Here is an 18,592-nt window from a genome sequence, read left to right on the forward strand (position 1 = left end):
GAAACAACATGTCTGCCAGCGCAGTGAATGTGAACCCCGGGCGCAACGTCGTCGTCGTGGGTACCCAATGGGGTGATGAGGGCAAGGGCAAGATCGTCGACTGGCTGACGGACCACGCTCAGGGCGTCGTTCGCTTCCAGGGCGGTCACAATGCCGGTCACACGCTTATCATCGGCGGCAAGAAAACCATCTTGCGTCTGATTCCGTCGGGCATCATGCATGCCGGCGTCGCGTGCTATATCGGCAATGGCGTCGTGTTGTCGCCGGAAGCGCTGTTCAAGGAAATCGGCGAACTCGAAGCCGCCGGCATCGACGTCCAGAAGCGTCTGTTCATCTCCGAAGCCACCACGCTGATCCTGCCGTATCACATCGCGATCGACCAGGGCCGCGAAGCGCGCCGCGGCGCGAGCAAGATCGGCACGACCGGCCGCGGCATCGGTCCGGCATATGAAGACAAGGTCGCGCGCCGCGGCCTGCGCGTGCAGGACCTGTTCGACGCGTCAGCCTTCGCCGAGCGCCTGCGCGAAAACCTCGACTACCACAACTTCGTGCTCACGCAGTACCTCGGTGCCGCCGCGGTCGACTTCCAGCAAACGCTCGACACGATGCTGAGCTACGCCGACCGTCTGAAGCCGATGGTCACCGACGTGTCGCGCCGCCTGTACGACGTCAACGCGAACGGCGGCAATCTGCTGTTCGAAGGCGCGCAGGGCACGCTGCTCGACATCGACCACGGCACCTATCCGTTCGTCACGTCGAGCAACTGCGTCGCGGGTGCCGCGACAGCGGGCGCGGGCGTCGGTCCGCAGAAGCTCAACTACATCCTCGGCATCACCAAGGCGTACTGCACGCGTGTTGGTTCGGGCCCGTTCCCGAGCGAACTGTACGATGCGGACAATACCTCGCGTCAGGACCCGATCGGTCTCGAACTCGCCACCGTCGGCAAGGAATTCGGCTCGGTCACCGGCCGTCCGCGCCGCACCGGCTGGCTCGACGTCTCGGCGCTGCGCCGCTCGATCCAGATCAACGGCGTGACGGGTCTGTGCATGACCAAGCTCGACGTGCTCGACGGTCTCGACGAGGTGAAGCTGTGCGTCGGTTATACGGTCGACGGACAGAACGTCGATCTGCTGCCGCGCGGCGCGACGGAAGTCGCGCGCTGCGTACCGGTCTACGAAACCTTCGCGGGCTGGAAGGAAAACACGGTCGGCATCAAGGAATGGGACAAGCTGCCCGCCAACGCGCGTGCGTACCTGACGCGCGTGCAGGAAGTCGCGGGCATTCCGATTGACATGGTGTCCACCGGTCCGGATCGCGACGAAACGATTCTGCTGCGTCATCCGTTCAAGGTTTAAGTGATGCAAGGTGTACCGATGATCGCGATGAAAGATCCGCGTAACGACGACAAGAACCTGTGGGTCGGCTGGGACGAATATCACCGGCTGATCGAGGTGCTCGCACTTGCCGTGCACGAATCGGGCTGGAAGTTCGACAAGATCCTGTGCCTCGCGCGCGGCGGTCTGCGCGTCGGCGACCAGCTATCGCGCATCTACGATCTGCCGCTGGCCATTCTCGCAACGAGCTCGTATCGCGAGGCGGCCGGCACGCAGCAGGGCGAACTCGACATCGCGCAATACATCACGATGACGCGCGGCGAACTGCACGGCAACGTGCTGCTCGTCGACGACCTCGTCGATTCGGGTGTCACGCTCGCGCGCGTGCAGCAGCATCTGAAGGAACGCTATCCGGCCATCACTGCGGTGCGCTCAGCGGTGCTGTGGTACAAGGGCTGCTCGAAGGTGAAGCCCGATTATCACGTGCAGTATCTGCCGACCAACCCGTGGATTCATCAGCCGTTCGAGGAGTGGGACACGGTGCGTCCGCATAACCTCGGCGCGTGGATCAAGCGCGGCATTGCCCAGGCCGAGGAGGCGTCGGGCAATTAACGCAAGGCCGCGCGCGGCATCGCGGTGTCACAAAACGGAGCCCAGTCGGGCTCCGTTTTTTATGCGCCCCACACGCCGCGCTGGGACGCCCGCCCCGCGGCAGACGCGTCCATATCGCAGTGCTACACTGCGCGGACATCCACGTGGCGTATCCACAACAAGCCGGGCGGTACCGGATGGGCAGTTTAAAATAGCGGGCGTTTTTTCCGCCCAGGAACGGATTTCCTCGCGTCCATGACAGATAACAACCACGAACACAAACAGCCGCTTCCTTCCCTTGCGCTTGCCGCGATCGGAGTGGTGTTCGGCGACATCGGTACGAGTCCGTTGTACTCGCTGAAGGAAGCCTTCAGCCCGTCGCACGGTATCCCGTTGACCGATCAGTCGATCCTGGGCGTGATCTCGCTGCTGTTCTGGGCAATCATGATCGTGGTCGGCGTCAAGTACGTGCTGTTCGTGATGCGCGCCGACAACAACGGCGAGGGCGGCGTCCTCGCGCTGATGGCGCTGGCGTTGCGCTCGGTCGATCAGAAATCGAAAATGGCCGGCCTGCTGATGATGCTCGGCATCTTCGGCGCCTGCATGTTTTACGGCGACGCGGTGATCACGCCGGCGATCTCGGTGATCTCGGCGGTCGAAGGTCTGGAAATCGCCGCGCCGCATCTGTCGCATCTGGTGATTCCGCTGACCATCGTGATCCTGATCGTGCTGTTCTGGATCCAGCGGCACGGCACGGCCACGGTCGGCCGTCTGTTCGGGCCGATCATGACGCTGTGGTTCCTCGTGCTCGCCGCGCTCGGCCTGTGGCACATCATGCAGTCGCCGAACGTGATCCGCGCGCTCAATCCGTACTACGCGTACACCTTCATGGCCGCGCACGTGCTGCAGGCCTACGTGGTGCTCGGCTCGGTCGTGCTGGTGCTGACCGGCGCCGAAGCGCTGTATGCGGACATGGGCCACTTCGGCGCGAAGCCGATTCGCATGGCGTGGTACGTGCTGGTGATGCCGTCGCTGGTGCTGAACTACTTCGGCCAGGGCGCATTGCTGATGCACGACTCGAAGGCGATCGAAAATCCGTTCTTCCTGCTCGCGCCGGACTGGGCGCTGTTGCCGCTCGTCGTGCTGTCGACGGTTGCGACGGTGATCGCGTCGCAGGCGGTGATTTCGGGCGCGTACTCGCTGACGAGCCAGGCGATCCAGCTCGGCTACGTGCCGCGCATGAAGGTCCTGCACACGTCCGAACTCGCGATCGGGCAGATCTATGTGCCGGTCGTGAACTGGATGCTGCTGTTCATCATCCTTTGCATCGTGATCGCGTTCAAGAGCTCCGACAATCTGGCGGCCGCGTACGGTATCGCGGTGACGGCAACGATGGTGATCACGACGATCCTCGCGTGCGTCGTGATGGTGAAGGTGTGGAACTGGAACAAACTGCTCGTCGGACTCATCATCGGCGTGTTCCTGGTGGTCGACCTCGGCTTTTTCGGCGCGAATCTGCTGAAGGTCGAAGAGGGCGGCTGGTTGCCGCTGTGCATCGGCGGTTTGCTGTTCTTCCTGCTGATGACGTGGTTCAAGGGCAGGATGATCGTGAAGGAACGCACGGCCGCCGACGGTATTCCGCTGATGCCGTTCCTGCAAGGCCTGCTCGCGCATCCGCCGCATCGCGTGTCGGGCACCGCGATCTATCTGACCGGCAGCGATTCGCTGGTGCCGGTGAGCCTGCTGCATAACCTGAAGCACAACAAGGTGCTGCACGAGCGCACGATCTTCCTGACCTTCGTCACGCGCGACATTCCGTATGTGAAAGACTCCGATCGGGTGACCGTGAAGGACATGAACGGCGGCCTGTGGCTGGTGAAGGCAGCCTACGGTTTTAACGAAACGCCCGACGTGAAGGCGGTGCTGCTCGACGTCGGCCGCTCGCACGACATGACGTTCGAATTGATGGACACGTCGTTCTTCCTCGCGCGCGAAACGGTGGTGCCGACACAATTGCCGGGCATGTCGGTGTGGCGCGAGCGGGTGTTCGCGTGGATGCATCAGAACGCCGCCAAGCCGACCGACTTCTTCAGCATCCCGGCTAACCGGGTCGTGGAACTGGGGACGAAGATCGAGATTTGACGGCCCGTGCGTGACGTGCGGGAGCGCCAGCAAAAAGCCCACGCAATGCGTGGGCTTTTGATTCGTGCGCGCGTGCGTGAAAGCGGTTGAGCGCGCGACGCAGTCATGTAACGGACCGGAGCACGTCCAACGACGTGCACCGGTCCGATACGCTCACTTCTGCTTGAGCTTGGCAAACGCGGCCGCCATCGCGCCGCCCGGCTCCGGTTCGCGCGAGCGCTGCGGCGCGCCGCGTCCCGCTCCGCCGCGGTTGAGGCCGCCCGAGCCGCTGCGATCCTGCTGCGCACCGCCGCCGCTGCGCGCGGCCGCCGCGCCGGGTTCGTCATCGAGACGCATCGTCAGCGCGATGCGCTGGCGTTTCACGTCGACCTCCAGCACCTTGACCTTGACGATCTGACCGGCCTTCACGACCTCGTGCGGGTCCTTCACGAACTTCGTCGACATCGCCGACACGTGCACGAGACCGTCCTGATGCACGCCGACGTCGATGAATGCGCCGAACGCCGCGACGTTCGTCACGACGCCTTCGAGCACCATGCCCGGGATCAGGTCGCTGACCTTCTCGACACCTTCGCGGAACGTCGCGGTCTTGAACTCGGGACGCGGATCGCGGCCCGGCTTTTCGAGTTCGACCAGGATGTCGCGCACGGTTGGCAGACCGAAGCGTTCATCGACGAATTCAGTGGGTGACAGTCCGCGCAACGCGTCGCGATTACCGAGCACTTCACCAACCTGTTTGCTGATCTTCGCGAGAATGCGCTGGACGACCGGATACGCCTCGGGGTGCACGGACGAGCGGTCGAGCGGATTCTCGCCGTTGTTGATGCGCAGGAAGCCAGCGGCCTGCTCGAAGGTCTTGTCGCCGAGACGCGGCACCTTACGCAGATGCTCGCGCGACGGGAACGGCCCGTTCGCATCGCGATAGTCGACGATGTTGCGCGCGAGCGTCGCGTTCAAGCCCGAGACCCGCGCGAGCAGCGCGACCGACGCGGTATTCGCATCGACGCCGACCGCGTTCACGCAGTCTTCGACGACCGCGTCGAGCGAGCGCGCGAGTTCGCGCTGGTTCACGTCGTGCTGATACTGGCCGACGCCGATCGCCTTCGGCTCGATCTTTACGAGCTCGGCGAGCGGGTCCTGCAGACGTCGCGCGATCGACACCGCGCCGCGCAGCGACACGTCCATGTCGGGGAATTCCTTCGCCGCCAGTTCGGACGCCGAGTACACCGACGCGCCCGCTTCCGACACGACGATCTTCTGCAGCTTCAGCTCCGGGTGACGCGCGATCAGCTCGCTCGCGAGCTTGTCCGTCTCACGCGACGCGGTGCCGTTGCCGATGCTGATCAGCTCGGCCTGCGTTTGCGCGGCAAGGCGCGCGAGCTTCGCGAGCGAGCCGTCCCAGTCGCGGCGCGGCTCGTGCGGGTAGATCGTGTCGGTCGCGAGCACCTTGCCGGTGCGGTCGACCACCGCCACTTTCACGCCGGTGCGCAAGCCCGGATCGAGACCGATCACGGCCTTCGGCCCAGCGGGCGCCGCGAGCAGCAGGTCTTTCAGATTGCGTGCGAACACGCGGATCGCTTCGTGTTCGGCTTCGTCGCGCAGATTGGTCAGCAGCTCGTTTTCCAGGTGCGGCTGCACCTTCACGCGCCAGCACCAGCGGCACACATCGGAGAGCCACTTGTCGGCGGGGCGGTTCTGATTGGCGATGCCGAAGTGCCGCGCGATCAGCGCTTCACCCGGGTGCGGCACCTGCGCGTCGAGCTCTTCGCCGAGACCCAGCTTGATCATCAGCACGCCGGCATTGCGGCCGCGGAACAGCGCGAGCGCGCGATGCGACGGCACCGTGCGGATCGTTTCGGCGTAGTCGTAGTAGTCGCGGAACTTCTCTTCCTCCGCCGTTTCCTTGCCTTCCACGACCTTCGACGACACCACGCCCTGGTTGAACAGATAGTCGCGCAGCTTGCCGAGTAGTTCGGCGGTTTCGCCGAACTGCTCGGAGAGGATGTCGCGCGCGCCGTCGAGCGCGGCCTTCACATCGGCGACGCCTTTCTCGGCGTCCACGTACGCCGCGGCTTCGGTTTGCGGATCGAGCAGCGGATTGCCGAGCAGCGCGTCCGCGAGCGGCTGCAAACCGGCTTCACGCGCGATTTGCGCGCGCGTGCGGCGCTTCGGCTTGTACGGCAGATAGAGGTCTTCCAGCACCTGTTTGCTGTCGGCGCCTTCGATCGCGCTGCGCAGCTCGTCGGTGAGCTTGCCCTGTTCGTCGATGCTCGCGATGATCGCCGCGCGCCGGTCTTCCAGCTCGCGCAGATAGAGCAGGCGTTCCTCGAGATTACGCAGTTGCGTATCGTCGAGATTGCCGGTCACTTCCTTGCGGTAACGGGCAATGAACGGAACGGTCGCGCCTTCGTCGAGTAGTTCCACCGCGGCCGCGACCTGGCGCGGCTGGACGGACAGTTCGGTGGCGATGCGCTGGACGATCTTGAGTGCTACGGTTTCCGTCATAAGGTCTTGGTATTCCTGCGGACTCAGTGATGGGCCGCGCGCGGGCGGCAATTCGGGACAGGCCGGGCGTGCGCCGCGACCAGGTTGCTAGAGCGGGGCATTTTGCCATAAATGCCAAAGGGCTCAACCGCGGGGTGTTAGAATTTCGGGCATGTTCCGTTGACCCTCTACGACGTTGCCAATCTCCTTGTCCCTCAACCGCCTGGTCTCTTCGCTGGCGTCAGGTTCGCTGCCGGGTTCGTCTCGGGGTTCGTCTCAATTGCCGCTGGTTTCGTTGCGCTGGCTTAGTCCGTCGGTCGTAACGGCGGCCGCGTCGTGCGCGATCGCCGCAGCGCTTGCCGCGCCGGTGCCGGCCGCGGCGCAGAGCGCGACACCCGCGCAAGGTGCGGGTGTCGCGGCCTCGGGCCCGCGAGCCGCCGCAACGGCCGGCAGCCCTCAAAGCGCGAGTGATGCAGCCGCGCTCGACAAGTCGTTCGACGAACGGCAACAGGTGCTCAACCAGCGCACCGACGACAACAACTATCAATTCGCTGTCGCGCAACACAACTGCTACAGCCGCTTCTTCGTCAATCACTGTCTGAATCGTGCGCGCGACGCGATGCGCAGCGTGCAGGCGGACATCCGCAAGGAGCAGCTCGCGCTCGACGCCGAGCAGCGTGCGCAGCGCGCCCGCGAGCGCGACGAACGCACAGCGTTACGGCGCGCGCAAAACGAGGCGGAAGCGCCGCAACGCGCCGCCGAAGACGCGCGTAACGAGCAGGCGTATCAGGAAAAGCAGCGTCAGCACGCGCTCGATCAGGCGCAGCGCAACGCCGAGGCGCCGCAGCGCGAAGCCAACGCGCAGGCCTACGAAGAGAAGCAGCGTCAGCACGCGCTCGAGCAGGCGCAGCGCAACGCCGCGGCACCGCAGCGCGAGGCCAATGCGCAGGCCTACGAAGAGAAGCAGCGTCAGCACGCGCTCGACCAGGCGCAGCGTGGTGTCGCGCCGGCGCAGTCGGCGGCCAATCAGAAGTCCTACGACCAGAAGCAGAGCGACTACCAGCGCAAGCTCGAGGAAGCGCGTCGGCAGGGCGCGCAACAGGCCGTGGAGCGCCAGCAGAAACAGGAGAATTTCGAGCGGAAGCAGGCCGAGGCCGCGCAGCACAAGCTCGATGTCGAAGCGCGTCAAAAGCAGGCTGCCGAAAAGGCCGAGCAGAAGCGTCAGGACGAGTTGAAGCAGCAACAGCTCGAAGAGCAGCAAAAGCAGCAGCAACAGCAACAGCAACAGCAACAGCAACAGTAAGCGTGCTGTAGTGGCAGTGCCGTAGAGTGAGCCGTGGCGGTCGTGGCCACGGCCGCCGTAGTCGCCGTAATGCGTTTTGAGCCGGACAGCAACCTCAGGCATCGGACCGCGCGCACGCGGTTGGTGCCGCCGACCAGAGGAGGCGAGCATGCGCGATCGTCATCACGTCATCGACGCAAACACACTTCGCGACCGCATTCTGCAACTGGAATCGGAGCATAGTGGACTCGACCGGTTGATCGACCGGATGTCGGATGAACCCGGCATCGACGACTTCGAGTTGCAGCGCCTGAAAAAGCGCAAACTCAAAGTCAAGGACACCATCATCTTGCTGCAATTGCAGCTCGAACCGGACGCGCGCGCCTGAGTTCGCGGCCTGGCAGGTGCTGGGGCGCGCAGCGCGCGAGCCGGACTTAGCAGGAACGCTTGCCTTGAATTCATCGCATGACACTTCGTCCCGGGCCGCGCCGGACAACGCATCTGCTTCGGGCACGCCCTCGCCGCGCGCGGCAGCACCGGTGCCAGGCGTGTCGCTGAGTCGGCGCCGCGCGAGCGAGCTCGACGACATCTTCGCCGACAACGGTCTGCTCGCGCGGCAGATCGACGGTTATCGGCCCCGCGCGTCGCAGATCGAAATGGCGCGCGCGGTTGCCGCGGCGATGGAGGCGTCGGGTCGCGCGATGCCCGAGCCCGTGATGTTCGAGGCGCAGAAGCGCCCGGCACGGCGCCAGCAGCAGACGGGCGCTGAGGCCGCCTCTGAGTCGACCGACAGCAACGCCGAAGCCGACGGTGTCGAAGCGGGTGAGAACACGCTGATCGTCGAAGCCGGAACCGGCACCGGCAAGACCTATGCGTACCTCGTGCCGGCCATGCTGTGGGGCGGCAAGGTGATCGTCTCGACCGGCACCAAGCATCTGCAGGATCAGCTGTTCCAGCGCGACATTCCGACCGTGCGCGACGCGCTCGCGGTGCCGGTGTCGGTCGCGATGCTGAAGGGCCGCGCGAACTATCTGTGCCATTACTACCTGCAACGCACCGCGGACAACGGCCGTCTGCCGTCGCGCCAGGAAACCTCGTATCTGCAGGACATCGTGCGCTTCGCGAAGATCACGCGCACCGGCGACAAGGCCGAACTGGCGAGCGTGCCTGAGACCGCGCAAGTGTGGTCGATGGTCACCTCGACGCGCGACAACTGTCTCGGCCAGGAGTGTCCGCACTACAAGGACTGCTTCGTGATGCAGGCGCGCCGCGAAGCGCAGCAGGCCGATATCGTGGTGGTCAACCACCATCTGTTTTTCGCCGACATCATGCTGCGCGATACTGGCATGGCGGAGTTGCTGCCGACTGCGAACACGGTCATCTTCGACGAAGCGCACCAACTGCCCGAAACCGCCACGCTGTTTTTCGGCGAAACGCTATCGACCGCGCAGTTCCTCGAGCTCGCGCGCGATTCGGTGGCCGAAGGGCTCGGTCACGCACGCGATGCGGTTGACTGGGTCAAGCTCGGCGCGACGCTCGAGCGCGCCGCGCGCGACGTGCGGCTCGCATTCAAGGAAGACACGGTGCGTCTGTCGATCGGCCAGTTGCCCGACGATCATCCGCTATTCCCCGCGCTCGACACGCTCGAAGCCGAGCTCGACGCATTGGCCTCGGCGCTGGCGGGGCAGGCCGAGCGAGCCGAATCGCTGGGCGCGTGTCTGCGTCGCGCGCGCGAGCTGCAGGACGTGCTGAGTGGCTGGACCACGCCGCCCACGAGCGCGGAACGCGACGCGGTTGCGACACGCGAAGGCGACGCAGGTGCCGAGCGCACCGATCCGAACGAAAAGGTCCGCTGGATCGAGGTGTTCTCGCACACGGTGCAGTTGCACGAAACGCCGTTGTCGGTCGCGCCGATTTTCGCGAAGCAGCGCGCAGGGGTGCCGCGCGCGTGGATCTTCACATCGGCGACGCTGTCGGTGCGGGGCGACTTCACGCATTACGCGGCGCAGATGGGCTTGAACTCGAAGCGCTCGATGACCTTGCCGAGCCCGTTCGACTATCCGTCGCAAGGGCTTCTGTACGTGCCGCGCAATCTGCCGCAGCCGTCGTCGCCGATGTTCACCGATGCCGTGTTCGATGCGGCATTGCCCGCGATCGAAGCATCGGGTGGCGGCGTCTTCATGCTGTGCACGACGCTACGCGCGGTGGACCGTATCTCGGCGAAGCTGCGCGACGCGATCGAGTCGCGCGGCTGGGACTATCCGCTGCTGGTGCAGGGCGATGCGAGCCGCACCGAATTGCTCGATCGCTTTCGCGCGTACGGCAATGCGATTCTGGTCGGCAGTCAGAGCTTCTGGGAAGGCGTGGACGTGCGCGGCGACGCGCTGTCGCTGGTCGTGATCGACAAGCTGCCGTTTGCGCCGCCAGACGATCCCGTGCTGGCCGCGCGGCTCGACGCACTGACGAAGAAGGGCTTGAGTCCGTTCGCCGTGCATCAGCTGCCGCAAGCCGTGATCACGCTGAAGCAGGGCGCGGGCCGGCTGATTCGCGCGGAGACGGATCGTGGCGTGCTGATGATCTGCGATACGCGTCTCGTCGATAAACCGTATGGCCGCCGTATCTGGCAGAGTCTGCCGCCCTTCAAACGGACCCGCGAGATAGAGGTGGTCCGGGAGTTCTTCGAGGAACCGGTCGAACGCGGTTGAATGTCTTGATCGGTTGCTGCGCTCAGGTGACGCAGCGACCCAACGTCGTGTGCCGCGTGCGCGGTGCATCGCAAACAAAAAAGCCACGAATTTGCATTCGTGGCTTTTTTAATGCTGCTTGCCAGGGGCTGCTGGTTTGAGCAGCCTCCCGCATCGACGTTAGCTGCGACGGGAGCCGTCGCAACGTCGAGCAAACGCAGCTTACTGGCTTGCGCCTGCAGCCGGCGATGCTGCGACTGCCGGCGATGCTGCTTCAGCCGGGGATGCTGCTTCTGCGGGCGATGCTGCTTCTGCCGGGGATGCTGCGACTGCCGGCGATGCTGCTTCTGCCGGGGACGCGGCAGCAGGCGCGGACGCAGCATCTGACGGAGCAGCGGCTTGTTCGCTCTTATTGCATGCAGCGAGTGCCACAGCTGCCAACAGGGATGCTACGAGGAGGGATTTCTTCATGATCACGTCCTTTTATGGTTTAAAGGTAAGCAACAGCGCAAAATAAAACCGGTAATGTGCTCCAACACCGACCTGGGCCGCTGGTGGAGATGCTCTTTCGAGAGCTGGAATCTTCCCTACGGCTTGGGCGGAAATTATATGCACTTTCGTACTGACAGTCGATAAATCCGGGGTCAATACGTTGTCTTTCTCATACAAAATTTCACTGTACGGTATAGCACGTGGGCAGGGTTACGCAAGCTCGCCCACCTGTATCCAGCCCGCACGATACCACTCGTGTAGCAGTGATGTCACAGATGAATCGTGCGATAGTGTTACAAAGCGTTTCGCACTCATGGACCTGTGATTCGCGAGATCAAACAGCCATCTTTTCGCACCGTTCCACGTCATTTCTTCTCCATTTACGAAGAAAAAACGACGTTCATACAACAGATTGGTCTTGCGATCGAGCCGTAGACCGGATTTCGATGCGACGCCGATGAAACGGGCTTCGTTGAGCGGCCGTTGCGGCGGATCAAAGACGACACTCGGCTTCGGTTCGCTGAGATACGTACCGAGGAACGACGCAATGTCCTGCTCATTCCATCGCACTTTAGCAAGCATCGCGCCCACCCGTTCGACGAGCGCCGCGGGCAGTTCGGCCGGCCGCTCGACGGCGGCCTGCCGTGGATCGCGGTACAGAGCGCCGGCCTTGCGGGTGGCCACTCCACGCTCGGCCAGGTGGTACAGGAACTGCGCGGTCAGCTCGGTCTCGGACGGGGCGCGAAAACCGATCGAACAGGTCATGCATTCGCCCTCGGCGATGCCGTCGTGCGCGATGTGCGGCGGCAGATACAACATGTCGCCGGGCTCGAGCACCCACTCTTCATCGTGCTCGAAATGCTGTAAAACTTTCAACGGCAAGCCAGGCTGCAGCGTCAGGTCTTTTTGCGCGCTAATACGCCAGCGGCGCTTGCCTTTTACTTGCAAAAGAAACACATCGTAGGAATCGAAGTGCGGACCGACGCCGCCGCCATCGGTCGCATACGAAATCATCAGGTCGTCGAGACGCGCGTCCGGCACGAAGCGGAAACGGTCGAGCAACGCGCGGGCGCGATCGTCATGCAGGTCCACGCCCTGCACGAGCAGTGTCCACGCGCGCTGTTTGACGGACGGCAGTTCGTCGGGCGCAAACGGGCCGTGCTCCAGCTGCCATTTATTGCGGAAGTGCGTGATCAGCCGCGCTTCGACGTCGTCCTGATCGGCCAGCTCGAACAACTCGTCGCGCGACAGAGGCGCTTCGATTTCCGGAATCGCCTGACGGATCAGCAATGGCTTTTTCTGCCAATAGCGGCGCATGAATTGCGAGGGGCTCAGATGGCCGAGCAGTGCGGTCGGAATGTCGGGCGAGGGCGGAAGAATGGGCTGCGTGGCCGGCTTTGCAGCAGACGGCGAATTGCTTGCCGAACGTGCACCGGCCGGGAGGTGAGTGGGCCGCCTGGGCATCGTATAATGTGAGTTGTATTCTGGAGAATCGAATGAAAATCGCAAAGAACACCGTCGTGTCGGTCGCGTACAAGCTGTCGGATGCGCAAGGCAATCTGATCGAGGAAAGCGAAGAGCCGATGGTCTATCTTCACGGCGGCTATGATGGCACGTTCCCCAAGATCGAGGAAGAGCTCGACGGCCACGAGGCTGGCTTCGAAACCCAGATCCAGCTCGAACCGCAAGACGCGTTCGGCGAATACGATCCCGAGCTGGTGAAGATCGAGCCGCGCGATCGCTTCCCGGAACCTCTCGAAGTCGGCATGCAGTTCGAAGGCACCCCGGAAGATGGCGACGAGGAAATCGATGCGCTGGTCTACGTGGTGACCGACGTCGCGGAAGACAAGGTCGTGCTCGACGGCAACCATCCGCTCGCCGGAATGGCGCTGCGTTTCGCGTTGACCGTCAAGGACGTGCGTCCGGCAACTGAAGACGAAATCCAGCATGAACACGCGCATGGCGCGGACGGCCTCGAAGTCCTCGACGACGACGAAGACGAGGACGAAGAAGACAACTCAAAACCGACCCTGCACTGAGCTTGCGGGCGTGCGCGGTGTCGTCGCGGGGGCAGGCGGCACCGATGCCGGCAACGCCGGTGAGGCTGGCAGTATCGACCCCGGCGGCATCGAGATCGCGGGCCCGTAGTCGCCGCCGCCCTGGTCGGACGGGATGTGCGGCTGCTGGTCCTGCGACTTTCCAGGTGTCTGCAATACGGGCGGCAATTCCGACCCCGGCCCGAACCCTTCCACATTCGGCATCTCCGGCGCAGCCGGCATCGACGCGCCGGATTCGTCACGCGGCGATACGGGTGGCAAGACCGGCGGCGTGGTGGGCAGCGGCATCTGCTTCGGCACGTCGCGCACGCTGACTCTGAACGGCGGCTTCCCGGCGAAGTCCGCTTCTATCTGAATCCATTGGTTGAGACGATCACGCGGCGCGAGCGCAATGCGCGTGAGGTTCGTCACGACCATCCCCTTGTCGTTGCGTAGCGGCTGATCGATGACGAAAGCACCGGCCTGCCGTTCGTCGTCTGCATGCACGACGACCACGGGTCCGGGGAAAATCTGCGCGAGCTTGACCAGACTGCGCTTGAATTCGAGAAAGCCGTCGCGGCGCGGACTGTGCGCAAAGTGCAGCCAGGCGAACCGTTCGGGTCGCTCATAGCGCTCTGGGTCGAAATCACCCTGAATGAATACGACCATCGCGCGCGCGTCGCGGCGCTTCGCGTATTCGGCCGCGTGCTCGAGCCAGAATGCATTGGCGATCACGCGATCTTCGAACTCGCCGTTGCGGCCGCCCGCGCTCAGGTAGTGATTGTTCGGACCCGGCGCGTTCAAACCGATGAAGACCACGTCGCCGCCTTTGGTATTCGCTTTTTCGTTGACCACCCAGCGCACGTTTTCGCGAAATGGACGGAAGCGCGATACCTCGCTCTCGCGTGTCAACGAGATCGGGTTCTGTCCCATCGAGGTCGGATCGGCGAACAGCGTTTGACGCAACTGGTCGAGCCGTTCGACTGGATCGAAGCCACCGGCTTCCGCCGTGCCGCAATCGGCCCAGTCATGCTGGCCGGGGATAAAGAAGAGGGCAGTGCGCGAGCTGTCGAGCAAGGCCTGACGGCGCTCGAACAACGCGTCGCGACAAACTTCCTTCGGGCCCTTCAGATTGCCGTCGTAGACGATGAAGCGCACGTCGCGCTCGCGGCCGATCGCATCGAGCAACCGTTGCGTGGCGGCTTCGTCGGCGGGGCTGTGCATCGTGCCGGAAATCACCGCGAACCCGAAGCGCGAGGCCTCGGCGTGCGCCGACGCGCCCCATGCGCACACCATTGCGAGCACGACGATGCCGCCTGCCGGTGCGAGCACGTGACGCAGCGCCGCGCGAATCCCGCGCGGGCGCGGCGGGCGTCTGCGCATGTCAGTGGCCCGCATCCGGCGCGACGGCCAGTTCATGCAGTTCGTACAGCAGATCGAGCGCTTCGCGCGGCCGCAGATCGTTCGGATCGATGCCGCGCAGACGCTCGACGAGCGTCTGCATCGCGGGCGACGCAGGCGTTGCGTCGCTCGCCGCCTCGAGGTCGTCGTCCGCATCTTCGGCGAGCATGGCAGGCTGCGTCGCAAACAGATCGAGTTGCGGCGCGGGCTGCGCGGCCGATTGCTGCTCCAGATGCGCGAGATGCTTGCGCGCCGCGCGAATCACCGCGTTGGGGACGCCGGCGAGTTGCGCGACCTGCAGACCGTAGCTCTGATTGGCCGGTCCTTCGTTGACAGCATGCAGGAACACGATGCCGTGCCCATGCTCGACCGCCGACAGATGCACGTTGGCTGCGTGCGGAAACTCCGCGGGCAGTTGCGTCAGCTCGAAATAGTGCGTCGCAAACAGCGTGTAGCAGCCGTTGTGGGATAGCAGGTGACGCGCGATCGCCCACGCGAGCGCGAGGCCGTCGAACGTCGATGTGCCGCGGCCGATCTCGTCCATCAGCACGAGGCTTTGCGGCGTCGCGTCGTTGAGGATCGCGGCGGCTTCGGTCATCTCGACCATGAAGGTCGAGCGGCCGCCGGCGAGGTCGTCGGCCGCGCCGATGCGCGTGAAGATACGGTCGATCGGTCCGAAGGCCGCGCGCCGCGCCGGCACGTAGCTGCCAACATATGCGAGCAGCGCGATCAACGCGGTCTGGCGCATGAAAGTCGACTTACCGCCCATGTTCGGGCCGGTGATCAACAGCAGCTTGCGCTCGGTCGCGAGCGTGCAATCGTTGGCGATGAACTGCTCAACCTGCGCCTCGACCACCGGATGCCGCCCCTGCTCGATGTCGATGCCGGCGTTCGCTGAGAACGTCGGCGCAACCCAGTCGAGCGCGCGAGCGCGTTCGCCGAACGCGGCCAGCAGATCGAGTTCGGCAAGCGCGAGCGCGACGCGCTGACAGTCGGGAATGAACGGCAGCAACGCTTGCAGCAACGCGTCGTACAGCGCGCGTTCGCGCGCGAGCGCGCGTTCCTGAGCGGACAGCGCTTTGTCCTCGAAGGTCTTCAGCTCGGGCGTGATGTAGCGCTCGGCGTTCTTCAGCGTCTGCCGACGGCGATAGTCGTCGGGCACCTTGTCGGTCTGGCCGCGCGTGACTTCGATATAGAAGCCATGCACCTTGTTGTACTCGACGCGCAGATTGTTGATGCCGGTGCGTGCGCGTTCGCGTGTTTCGAGATCGATCAGGAACTGTCCGCAGTTCTCCGAAATATCGCGCAGTTCGTCGAGCTCGGCGTCATAGCCACGCGCGATGACGCCGCCATCGCGCACCATCGCGGCCGGCTCCTGCGCGACCGCGAGCTTCAGCAAATCGACGCACGCGTGCGGCGGTTCGAGCGCCGCGTCGATGCGCGCGAGTGAGTCCGCGTTCGCTGCCACCGCCGCGAGCTGCGCGCGCAAAGCAGGCAGCGCGATGAAGGTATCGCGCAGGCTCGACAGATCGCGCGGTCGCGCCGACAGCAACGCGAGACGTCCGGTGATCCGTTCGATGTCGGAAATCTGCCGCAATGCGCTGCGCAACGTATCGAGATCGGCGCTTGGCGGTGCGTCGAGCAACGCGCCGATCGCCTGCTGGCGTGTTTGCGCCACCGCCGAATCGCGCGGCGGATGATGCAGCCAGTGACGCAGCAGGCGGCTGCCCATTGTCGTGCAGCAGGTGTCGAGCAGCGAGCACAGCGTTGGCGATTCGGTGCCGCGCAGTGTCTCCGTGAGTTCGAGGTTGCGGCGCGTGGCCGGATCGAGGCCGATGTATTCGGATTCGGATTCGACCTTCAGGCTGCGCACGTGACGCAGTTGCTGGCCTTGCGTAGACGCCGCATACAGCAGCAATGCGCCGGCCGCGCCGCACGCGCAGCCGAGCGAATGCGCGCCGAAGCCGTCGAGGCTCGCGACTTCGAGCTGATCGCATAGGCGCTTCGTGCCCGACGTGATATCGAAGTGCCAGGCCGGCACGCGCTTGAGCGCGCTGGCGTTGACAGGCGGTGTCCAGCTGGTCGAATCGGCGGCGGCATCGGCGACCAGAATTTCCGCGGGACGGATGCGCTCCAGCGCGGCGGCGACCTGATCGGGAGCGACTTCGGCGAGGCGCAGCGCACCGCTCGCGAGATTGAGCCACGCGAGACCGACGCTCGTCGCGACGCCGCGGCGATTGTGCGCGACGCACAGCGCGAGCAGATAGACGTCGCTCTTGTCGGACAGCAGCGCGGCGTCGGTCAGCGTGCCGGGCGTAACCACGCGCATGACCTTGCGTTCGACCGGGCCTTTCGAGGTGGCCGGGTCGCCGATCTGTTCGCAGATCGCGACCGATTCGCCGAGCTTCACGAGCTTGGCCAGATATTGTTCGACCGAGTGATGCGGCACGCCGGCCATCTTGATCGGATTGCCTGCCGATGCGCCGCGCTGCGTGAGCGTCAGGTCGAGCAGACGCGCGGCTTTTTCCGCGTCGTCGAAAAAGAGTTCGTAGAAGTCGCCCATCCGGTAGAACACCAGCGTGCCCGGATGCTCCGCCTTGATGCGCAGGTACTGCTGCATCATGGGCGTGTGTTGTGCGACGTCGTTGGCCGCTGCGGTTTGAATGCCCATCCTTCGTGTCTTCTTGCGGTAGATGCTCAGGGCGTGAGTTTAACCCGCCGGCGCGACGAGCGGACCCTGGCCGAACGGACGATGCCCAACCCGGGAGCCGGATGCGTTCATTCCTCGATCATCGCCCGCATGTCCACTCTGCGTTCGTTCGTGGCGCTGCGGCGTTTCGCGAGCCACATCAGCAGCGTGATGAAGCTGCCGAACACGACGATGATCCACTGCGCGGGCATTTTTGCCGTGAGCAGCAGCGCGTACACGCCGAGCATCAGCAGCACCGCGAGGTTCTGGTTGAAATTCTGCACGGCGATCGAGTGACCGGCCGAAAGCAGCGTCGCGCCGCGATGCTGCAGGACCGCGTTCATCGGCACGATGAAAAAGCCCGACAGCCCGCCGAGCACGATCATCAGCGGATAGGCCAGCAGAATGTAGTAGGGCGCGACATGCGTGCCGAAGCGCAGGCCCGCGCCCGGCGGGAACAGGTTCTTGTTGTAGAAGGCCATCGCGATCGCCACCGCACCTGTGAGCACGCCGACCGGCAAAACCTTCAGCGAGTGTCGCAACGGAATCAGCGCGGCCGCACCCGCCGCGCCGATCGCGATGCCGACGCCGGTCACGCCCTGCATCACCGCGGCTTTCGACAACGACAGCCCGAGGTTCACGTTCGCCCATTTGAGCACCAGCAGCTGCATCGTCACCGCGGCGCCCCACATCAGCGTGGTCACCCACAGCGCGATCTGCGCGAGCTTGTCGGCCCACAGCACGCGGAAGCAGTGATGGAAATCGCCGAGCAGCTTGCTCGGCTCGGTCAGCCGGTTCGGATAGCGCGCGCCGGTATCCGGAATGAAGATATTGATCGCGGCGGCGATCGCGTAGGTAAGCATGACTGCGGCCATCGCGAGATCGGCGGCGGAGTGCATCAGCGGCAAATGCATGCGCGTGACGAAATGCTCGACGACGGTGCTGATTAGCGCACCGCCGAGCATCGTGCCGACGATCGTCGACAGCACCGTCGCCGATTCGAGCCACGCGTTCGCGCGCACGAGCTTTTCGGCGGGCAGCAGCTCGGTGAGGATGCCGTACTTGGCGGGCGAATACGCGGCCGCGCCGAAGCCGACCACGCCGTAGGCGATCATCGGATGAACGCCGAGGATCATCATCAGGCAACCGCTCGCCTTCAGCGCGTTGGAGATGAACATCACGTGGCGCTTTTGCATCGAATCGGCGAACGCGCCGACAAAGGGCGCGAGCAGCACGTACGAGATCGTGAAGAAGATCTGCAAGAGCGGCGTAACCCACGCGGCAGAGCGCATCACGGAAAGCAGCGCGATGGCTGCGATCAACAGCGCATTGTCGGCCAGCGACGAAATGAACTGCGCCGCGATGATCGTATGGAAGCCTTTTTTCATGGGGCCGGTTGGAGGCTGCGCCCGGGGTGAAAGTCGGACAGGGTCAAAGCGGTATGGAGCACAGAACGG

General features: G+C 64.3%; 13 protein-coding genes. 7 read left to right on the top strand and 6 right to left on the bottom strand.

Features of this window, described 5'->3' with window-relative positions; genetic code table 11:
• Positions 1–8 precede the first annotated feature (8 nt).
• The 3 genes from AB4Y34_RS11545 to AB4Y34_RS11555 all read left to right on the top strand — a co-directional run bounded on the left by AB4Y34_RS11545 (position 9) and on the right by AB4Y34_RS11555 (position 4,067).
• Positions 9–1,355 (top strand): adenylosuccinate synthase, encoded by a 1,347-nt coding sequence (locus AB4Y34_RS11545; RefSeq protein ID WP_368716087.1) that lies wholly within the window; start codon positions 9–11, stop codon positions 1,353–1,355.
• An 18-nt stretch (positions 1,356–1,373) separates the two neighbouring features.
• On the top strand, positions 1,374–1,946 hold the full coding sequence (locus tag AB4Y34_RS11550; RefSeq protein WP_013089770.1) for a phosphoribosyltransferase: 573 nt from the start codon (positions 1,374–1,376) through the stop codon (positions 1,944–1,946).
• A 234-nt stretch (positions 1,947–2,180) separates the two neighbouring features.
• Positions 2,181–4,067 (top strand): potassium transporter Kup, encoded by a 1,887-nt coding sequence (locus AB4Y34_RS11555; protein ID WP_176379942.1) that lies wholly within the window; start codon positions 2,181–2,183, stop codon positions 4,065–4,067.
• 153 nt (positions 4,068–4,220) lie between these two features.
• Here AB4Y34_RS11555 and AB4Y34_RS11560 read toward each other — a convergent pair whose 3' ends face one another.
• Positions 4,221–6,572: a Tex family protein gene (locus AB4Y34_RS11560; RefSeq protein ID WP_176379941.1), complete on the bottom strand. Its 2,352-nt coding sequence runs from the start codon at positions 6,570–6,572 to the stop codon at positions 4,221–4,223.
• Between the two features lie 274 nt (positions 6,573–6,846).
• Here AB4Y34_RS11560 and AB4Y34_RS11565 point away from each other — a divergent pair, with 274 nt between their 5' ends.
• The 3 genes from AB4Y34_RS11565 (at position 6,847) to AB4Y34_RS11575 (ending at position 10,538) form a co-directional block, all read left to right on the top strand.
• Positions 6,847–7,854 (top strand): hypothetical protein, encoded by a 1,008-nt coding sequence (locus AB4Y34_RS11565; RefSeq protein ID WP_368716088.1) that lies wholly within the window; start codon positions 6,847–6,849, stop codon positions 7,852–7,854.
• A 148-nt stretch (positions 7,855–8,002) separates the two neighbouring features.
• Entirely contained in the window at positions 8,003–8,221 is a 219-nt protein-coding gene (locus AB4Y34_RS11570) for a DUF465 domain-containing protein (protein WP_013089766.1), read from the top strand.
• 64 nt (positions 8,222–8,285) lie between these two features.
• On the top strand, positions 8,286–10,538 hold the full coding sequence (locus AB4Y34_RS11575) for an ATP-dependent DNA helicase (protein WP_176379940.1): 2,253 nt from the start codon (positions 8,286–8,288) through the stop codon (positions 10,536–10,538).
• 201 nt (positions 10,539–10,739) lie between these two features.
• Here the strand turns inward: AB4Y34_RS11575 and AB4Y34_RS11580 are convergent, their stop codons facing one another.
• On the bottom strand, positions 10,740–10,988 hold the full coding sequence (locus tag AB4Y34_RS11580; RefSeq protein ID WP_035491217.1) for a hypothetical protein: 249 nt from the start codon (positions 10,986–10,988) through the stop codon (positions 10,740–10,742).
• 231 nt (positions 10,989–11,219) lie between these two features.
• The gene (locus tag AB4Y34_RS11585; RefSeq protein ID WP_368716089.1) at positions 11,220–12,473 is read right to left on the bottom strand and encodes a cupin domain-containing protein; all 1,254 of its coding nucleotides are present in this window, start codon (positions 12,471–12,473) and stop codon (positions 11,220–11,222) included.
• A 32-nt stretch (positions 12,474–12,505) separates the two neighbouring features.
• Here AB4Y34_RS11585 and AB4Y34_RS11590 point away from each other — a divergent pair, with 32 nt between their 5' ends.
• On the top strand, positions 12,506–13,048 hold the full coding sequence (locus AB4Y34_RS11590) for a peptidylprolyl isomerase (RefSeq protein WP_129959440.1): 543 nt from the start codon (positions 12,506–12,508) through the stop codon (positions 13,046–13,048).
• Here the strand turns inward: AB4Y34_RS11590 and AB4Y34_RS11595 are convergent.
• The 3 genes from AB4Y34_RS11595 to lplT all read right to left on the bottom strand — a co-directional run bounded on the left by AB4Y34_RS11595 (position 13,028) and on the right by lplT (position 18,523).
• On the bottom strand, positions 13,028–14,443 hold the full coding sequence (locus AB4Y34_RS11595; protein WP_368716199.1) for a hypothetical protein: 1,416 nt from the start codon (positions 14,441–14,443) through the stop codon (positions 13,028–13,030). The two genes, AB4Y34_RS11590 and AB4Y34_RS11595, sit on opposite strands and share 21 nt — an antisense overlap.
• The gene (gene mutS, locus AB4Y34_RS11600) at positions 14,430–17,117 is read right to left on the bottom strand and encodes a DNA mismatch repair protein MutS (protein ID WP_368716090.1); all 2,688 of its coding nucleotides are present in this window, start codon (positions 17,115–17,117) and stop codon (positions 14,430–14,432) included. The genes AB4Y34_RS11595 and mutS overlap by 14 nt, the downstream gene beginning before the upstream one ends.
• 107 nt (positions 17,118–17,224) lie before the next feature.
• The gene (gene lplT, locus AB4Y34_RS11605) at positions 17,225–18,523 is read right to left on the bottom strand and encodes a lysophospholipid transporter LplT (RefSeq protein ID WP_368716091.1); all 1,299 of its coding nucleotides are present in this window, start codon (positions 18,521–18,523) and stop codon (positions 17,225–17,227) included.
• Positions 18,524–18,592: the final 69 nt, after the last annotated feature.

Source organism: Paraburkholderia sp. BR10954 (assembly GCF_040965775.1).
In the GTDB taxonomy this organism is placed as follows: domain Bacteria; phylum Pseudomonadota; class Gammaproteobacteria; order Burkholderiales; family Burkholderiaceae; genus Paraburkholderia; species Paraburkholderia youngii.

Excerpts from the sequence above, each read along its gene's own strand:
- AB4Y34_RS11560 (WP_176379941.1), bottom strand. The coding sequence starts at position 6,572 with ATGACGGAAACCGTAGCACTCAAGATCGTCCAGCGCATCGCCACCGAA.
- AB4Y34_RS11585 (WP_368716089.1), bottom strand. The coding sequence starts at position 12,473 with ATGCCCAGGCGGCCCACTCACCTCCCGGCCGGTGCACGTTCGGCAAGC.
- lplT (WP_368716091.1), bottom strand. The coding sequence starts at position 18,523 with ATGAAAAAAGGCTTCCATACGATCATCGCGGCGCAGTTCATTTCGTCG.
- AB4Y34_RS11590 (WP_129959440.1), top strand. The coding sequence starts at position 12,506 with ATGAAAATCGCAAAGAACACCGTCGTGTCGGTCGCGTACAAGCTGTCG.
- AB4Y34_RS11545 (WP_368716087.1), top strand. The coding sequence starts at position 9 with ATGTCTGCCAGCGCAGTGAATGTGAACCCCGGGCGCAACGTCGTCGTC.
- AB4Y34_RS11580 (WP_035491217.1), bottom strand. The coding sequence starts at position 10,988 with ATGAAGAAATCCCTCCTCGTAGCATCCCTGTTGGCAGCTGTGGCACTC.
- AB4Y34_RS11550 (WP_013089770.1), top strand. The coding sequence starts at position 1,374 with ATGATCGCGATGAAAGATCCGCGTAACGACGACAAGAACCTGTGGGTC.
- AB4Y34_RS11555 (WP_176379942.1), top strand. The coding sequence starts at position 2,181 with ATGACAGATAACAACCACGAACACAAACAGCCGCTTCCTTCCCTTGCG.
- mutS (WP_368716090.1), bottom strand. The coding sequence starts at position 17,117 with ATGGGCATTCAAACCGCAGCGGCCAACGACGTCGCACAACACACGCCC.
- AB4Y34_RS11570 (WP_013089766.1), top strand. The coding sequence starts at position 8,003 with ATGCGCGATCGTCATCACGTCATCGACGCAAACACACTTCGCGACCGC.
- AB4Y34_RS11595 (WP_368716199.1), bottom strand. The coding sequence starts at position 14,443 with ATGCGGGCCACTGACATGCGCAGACGCCCGCCGCGCCCGCGCGGGATT.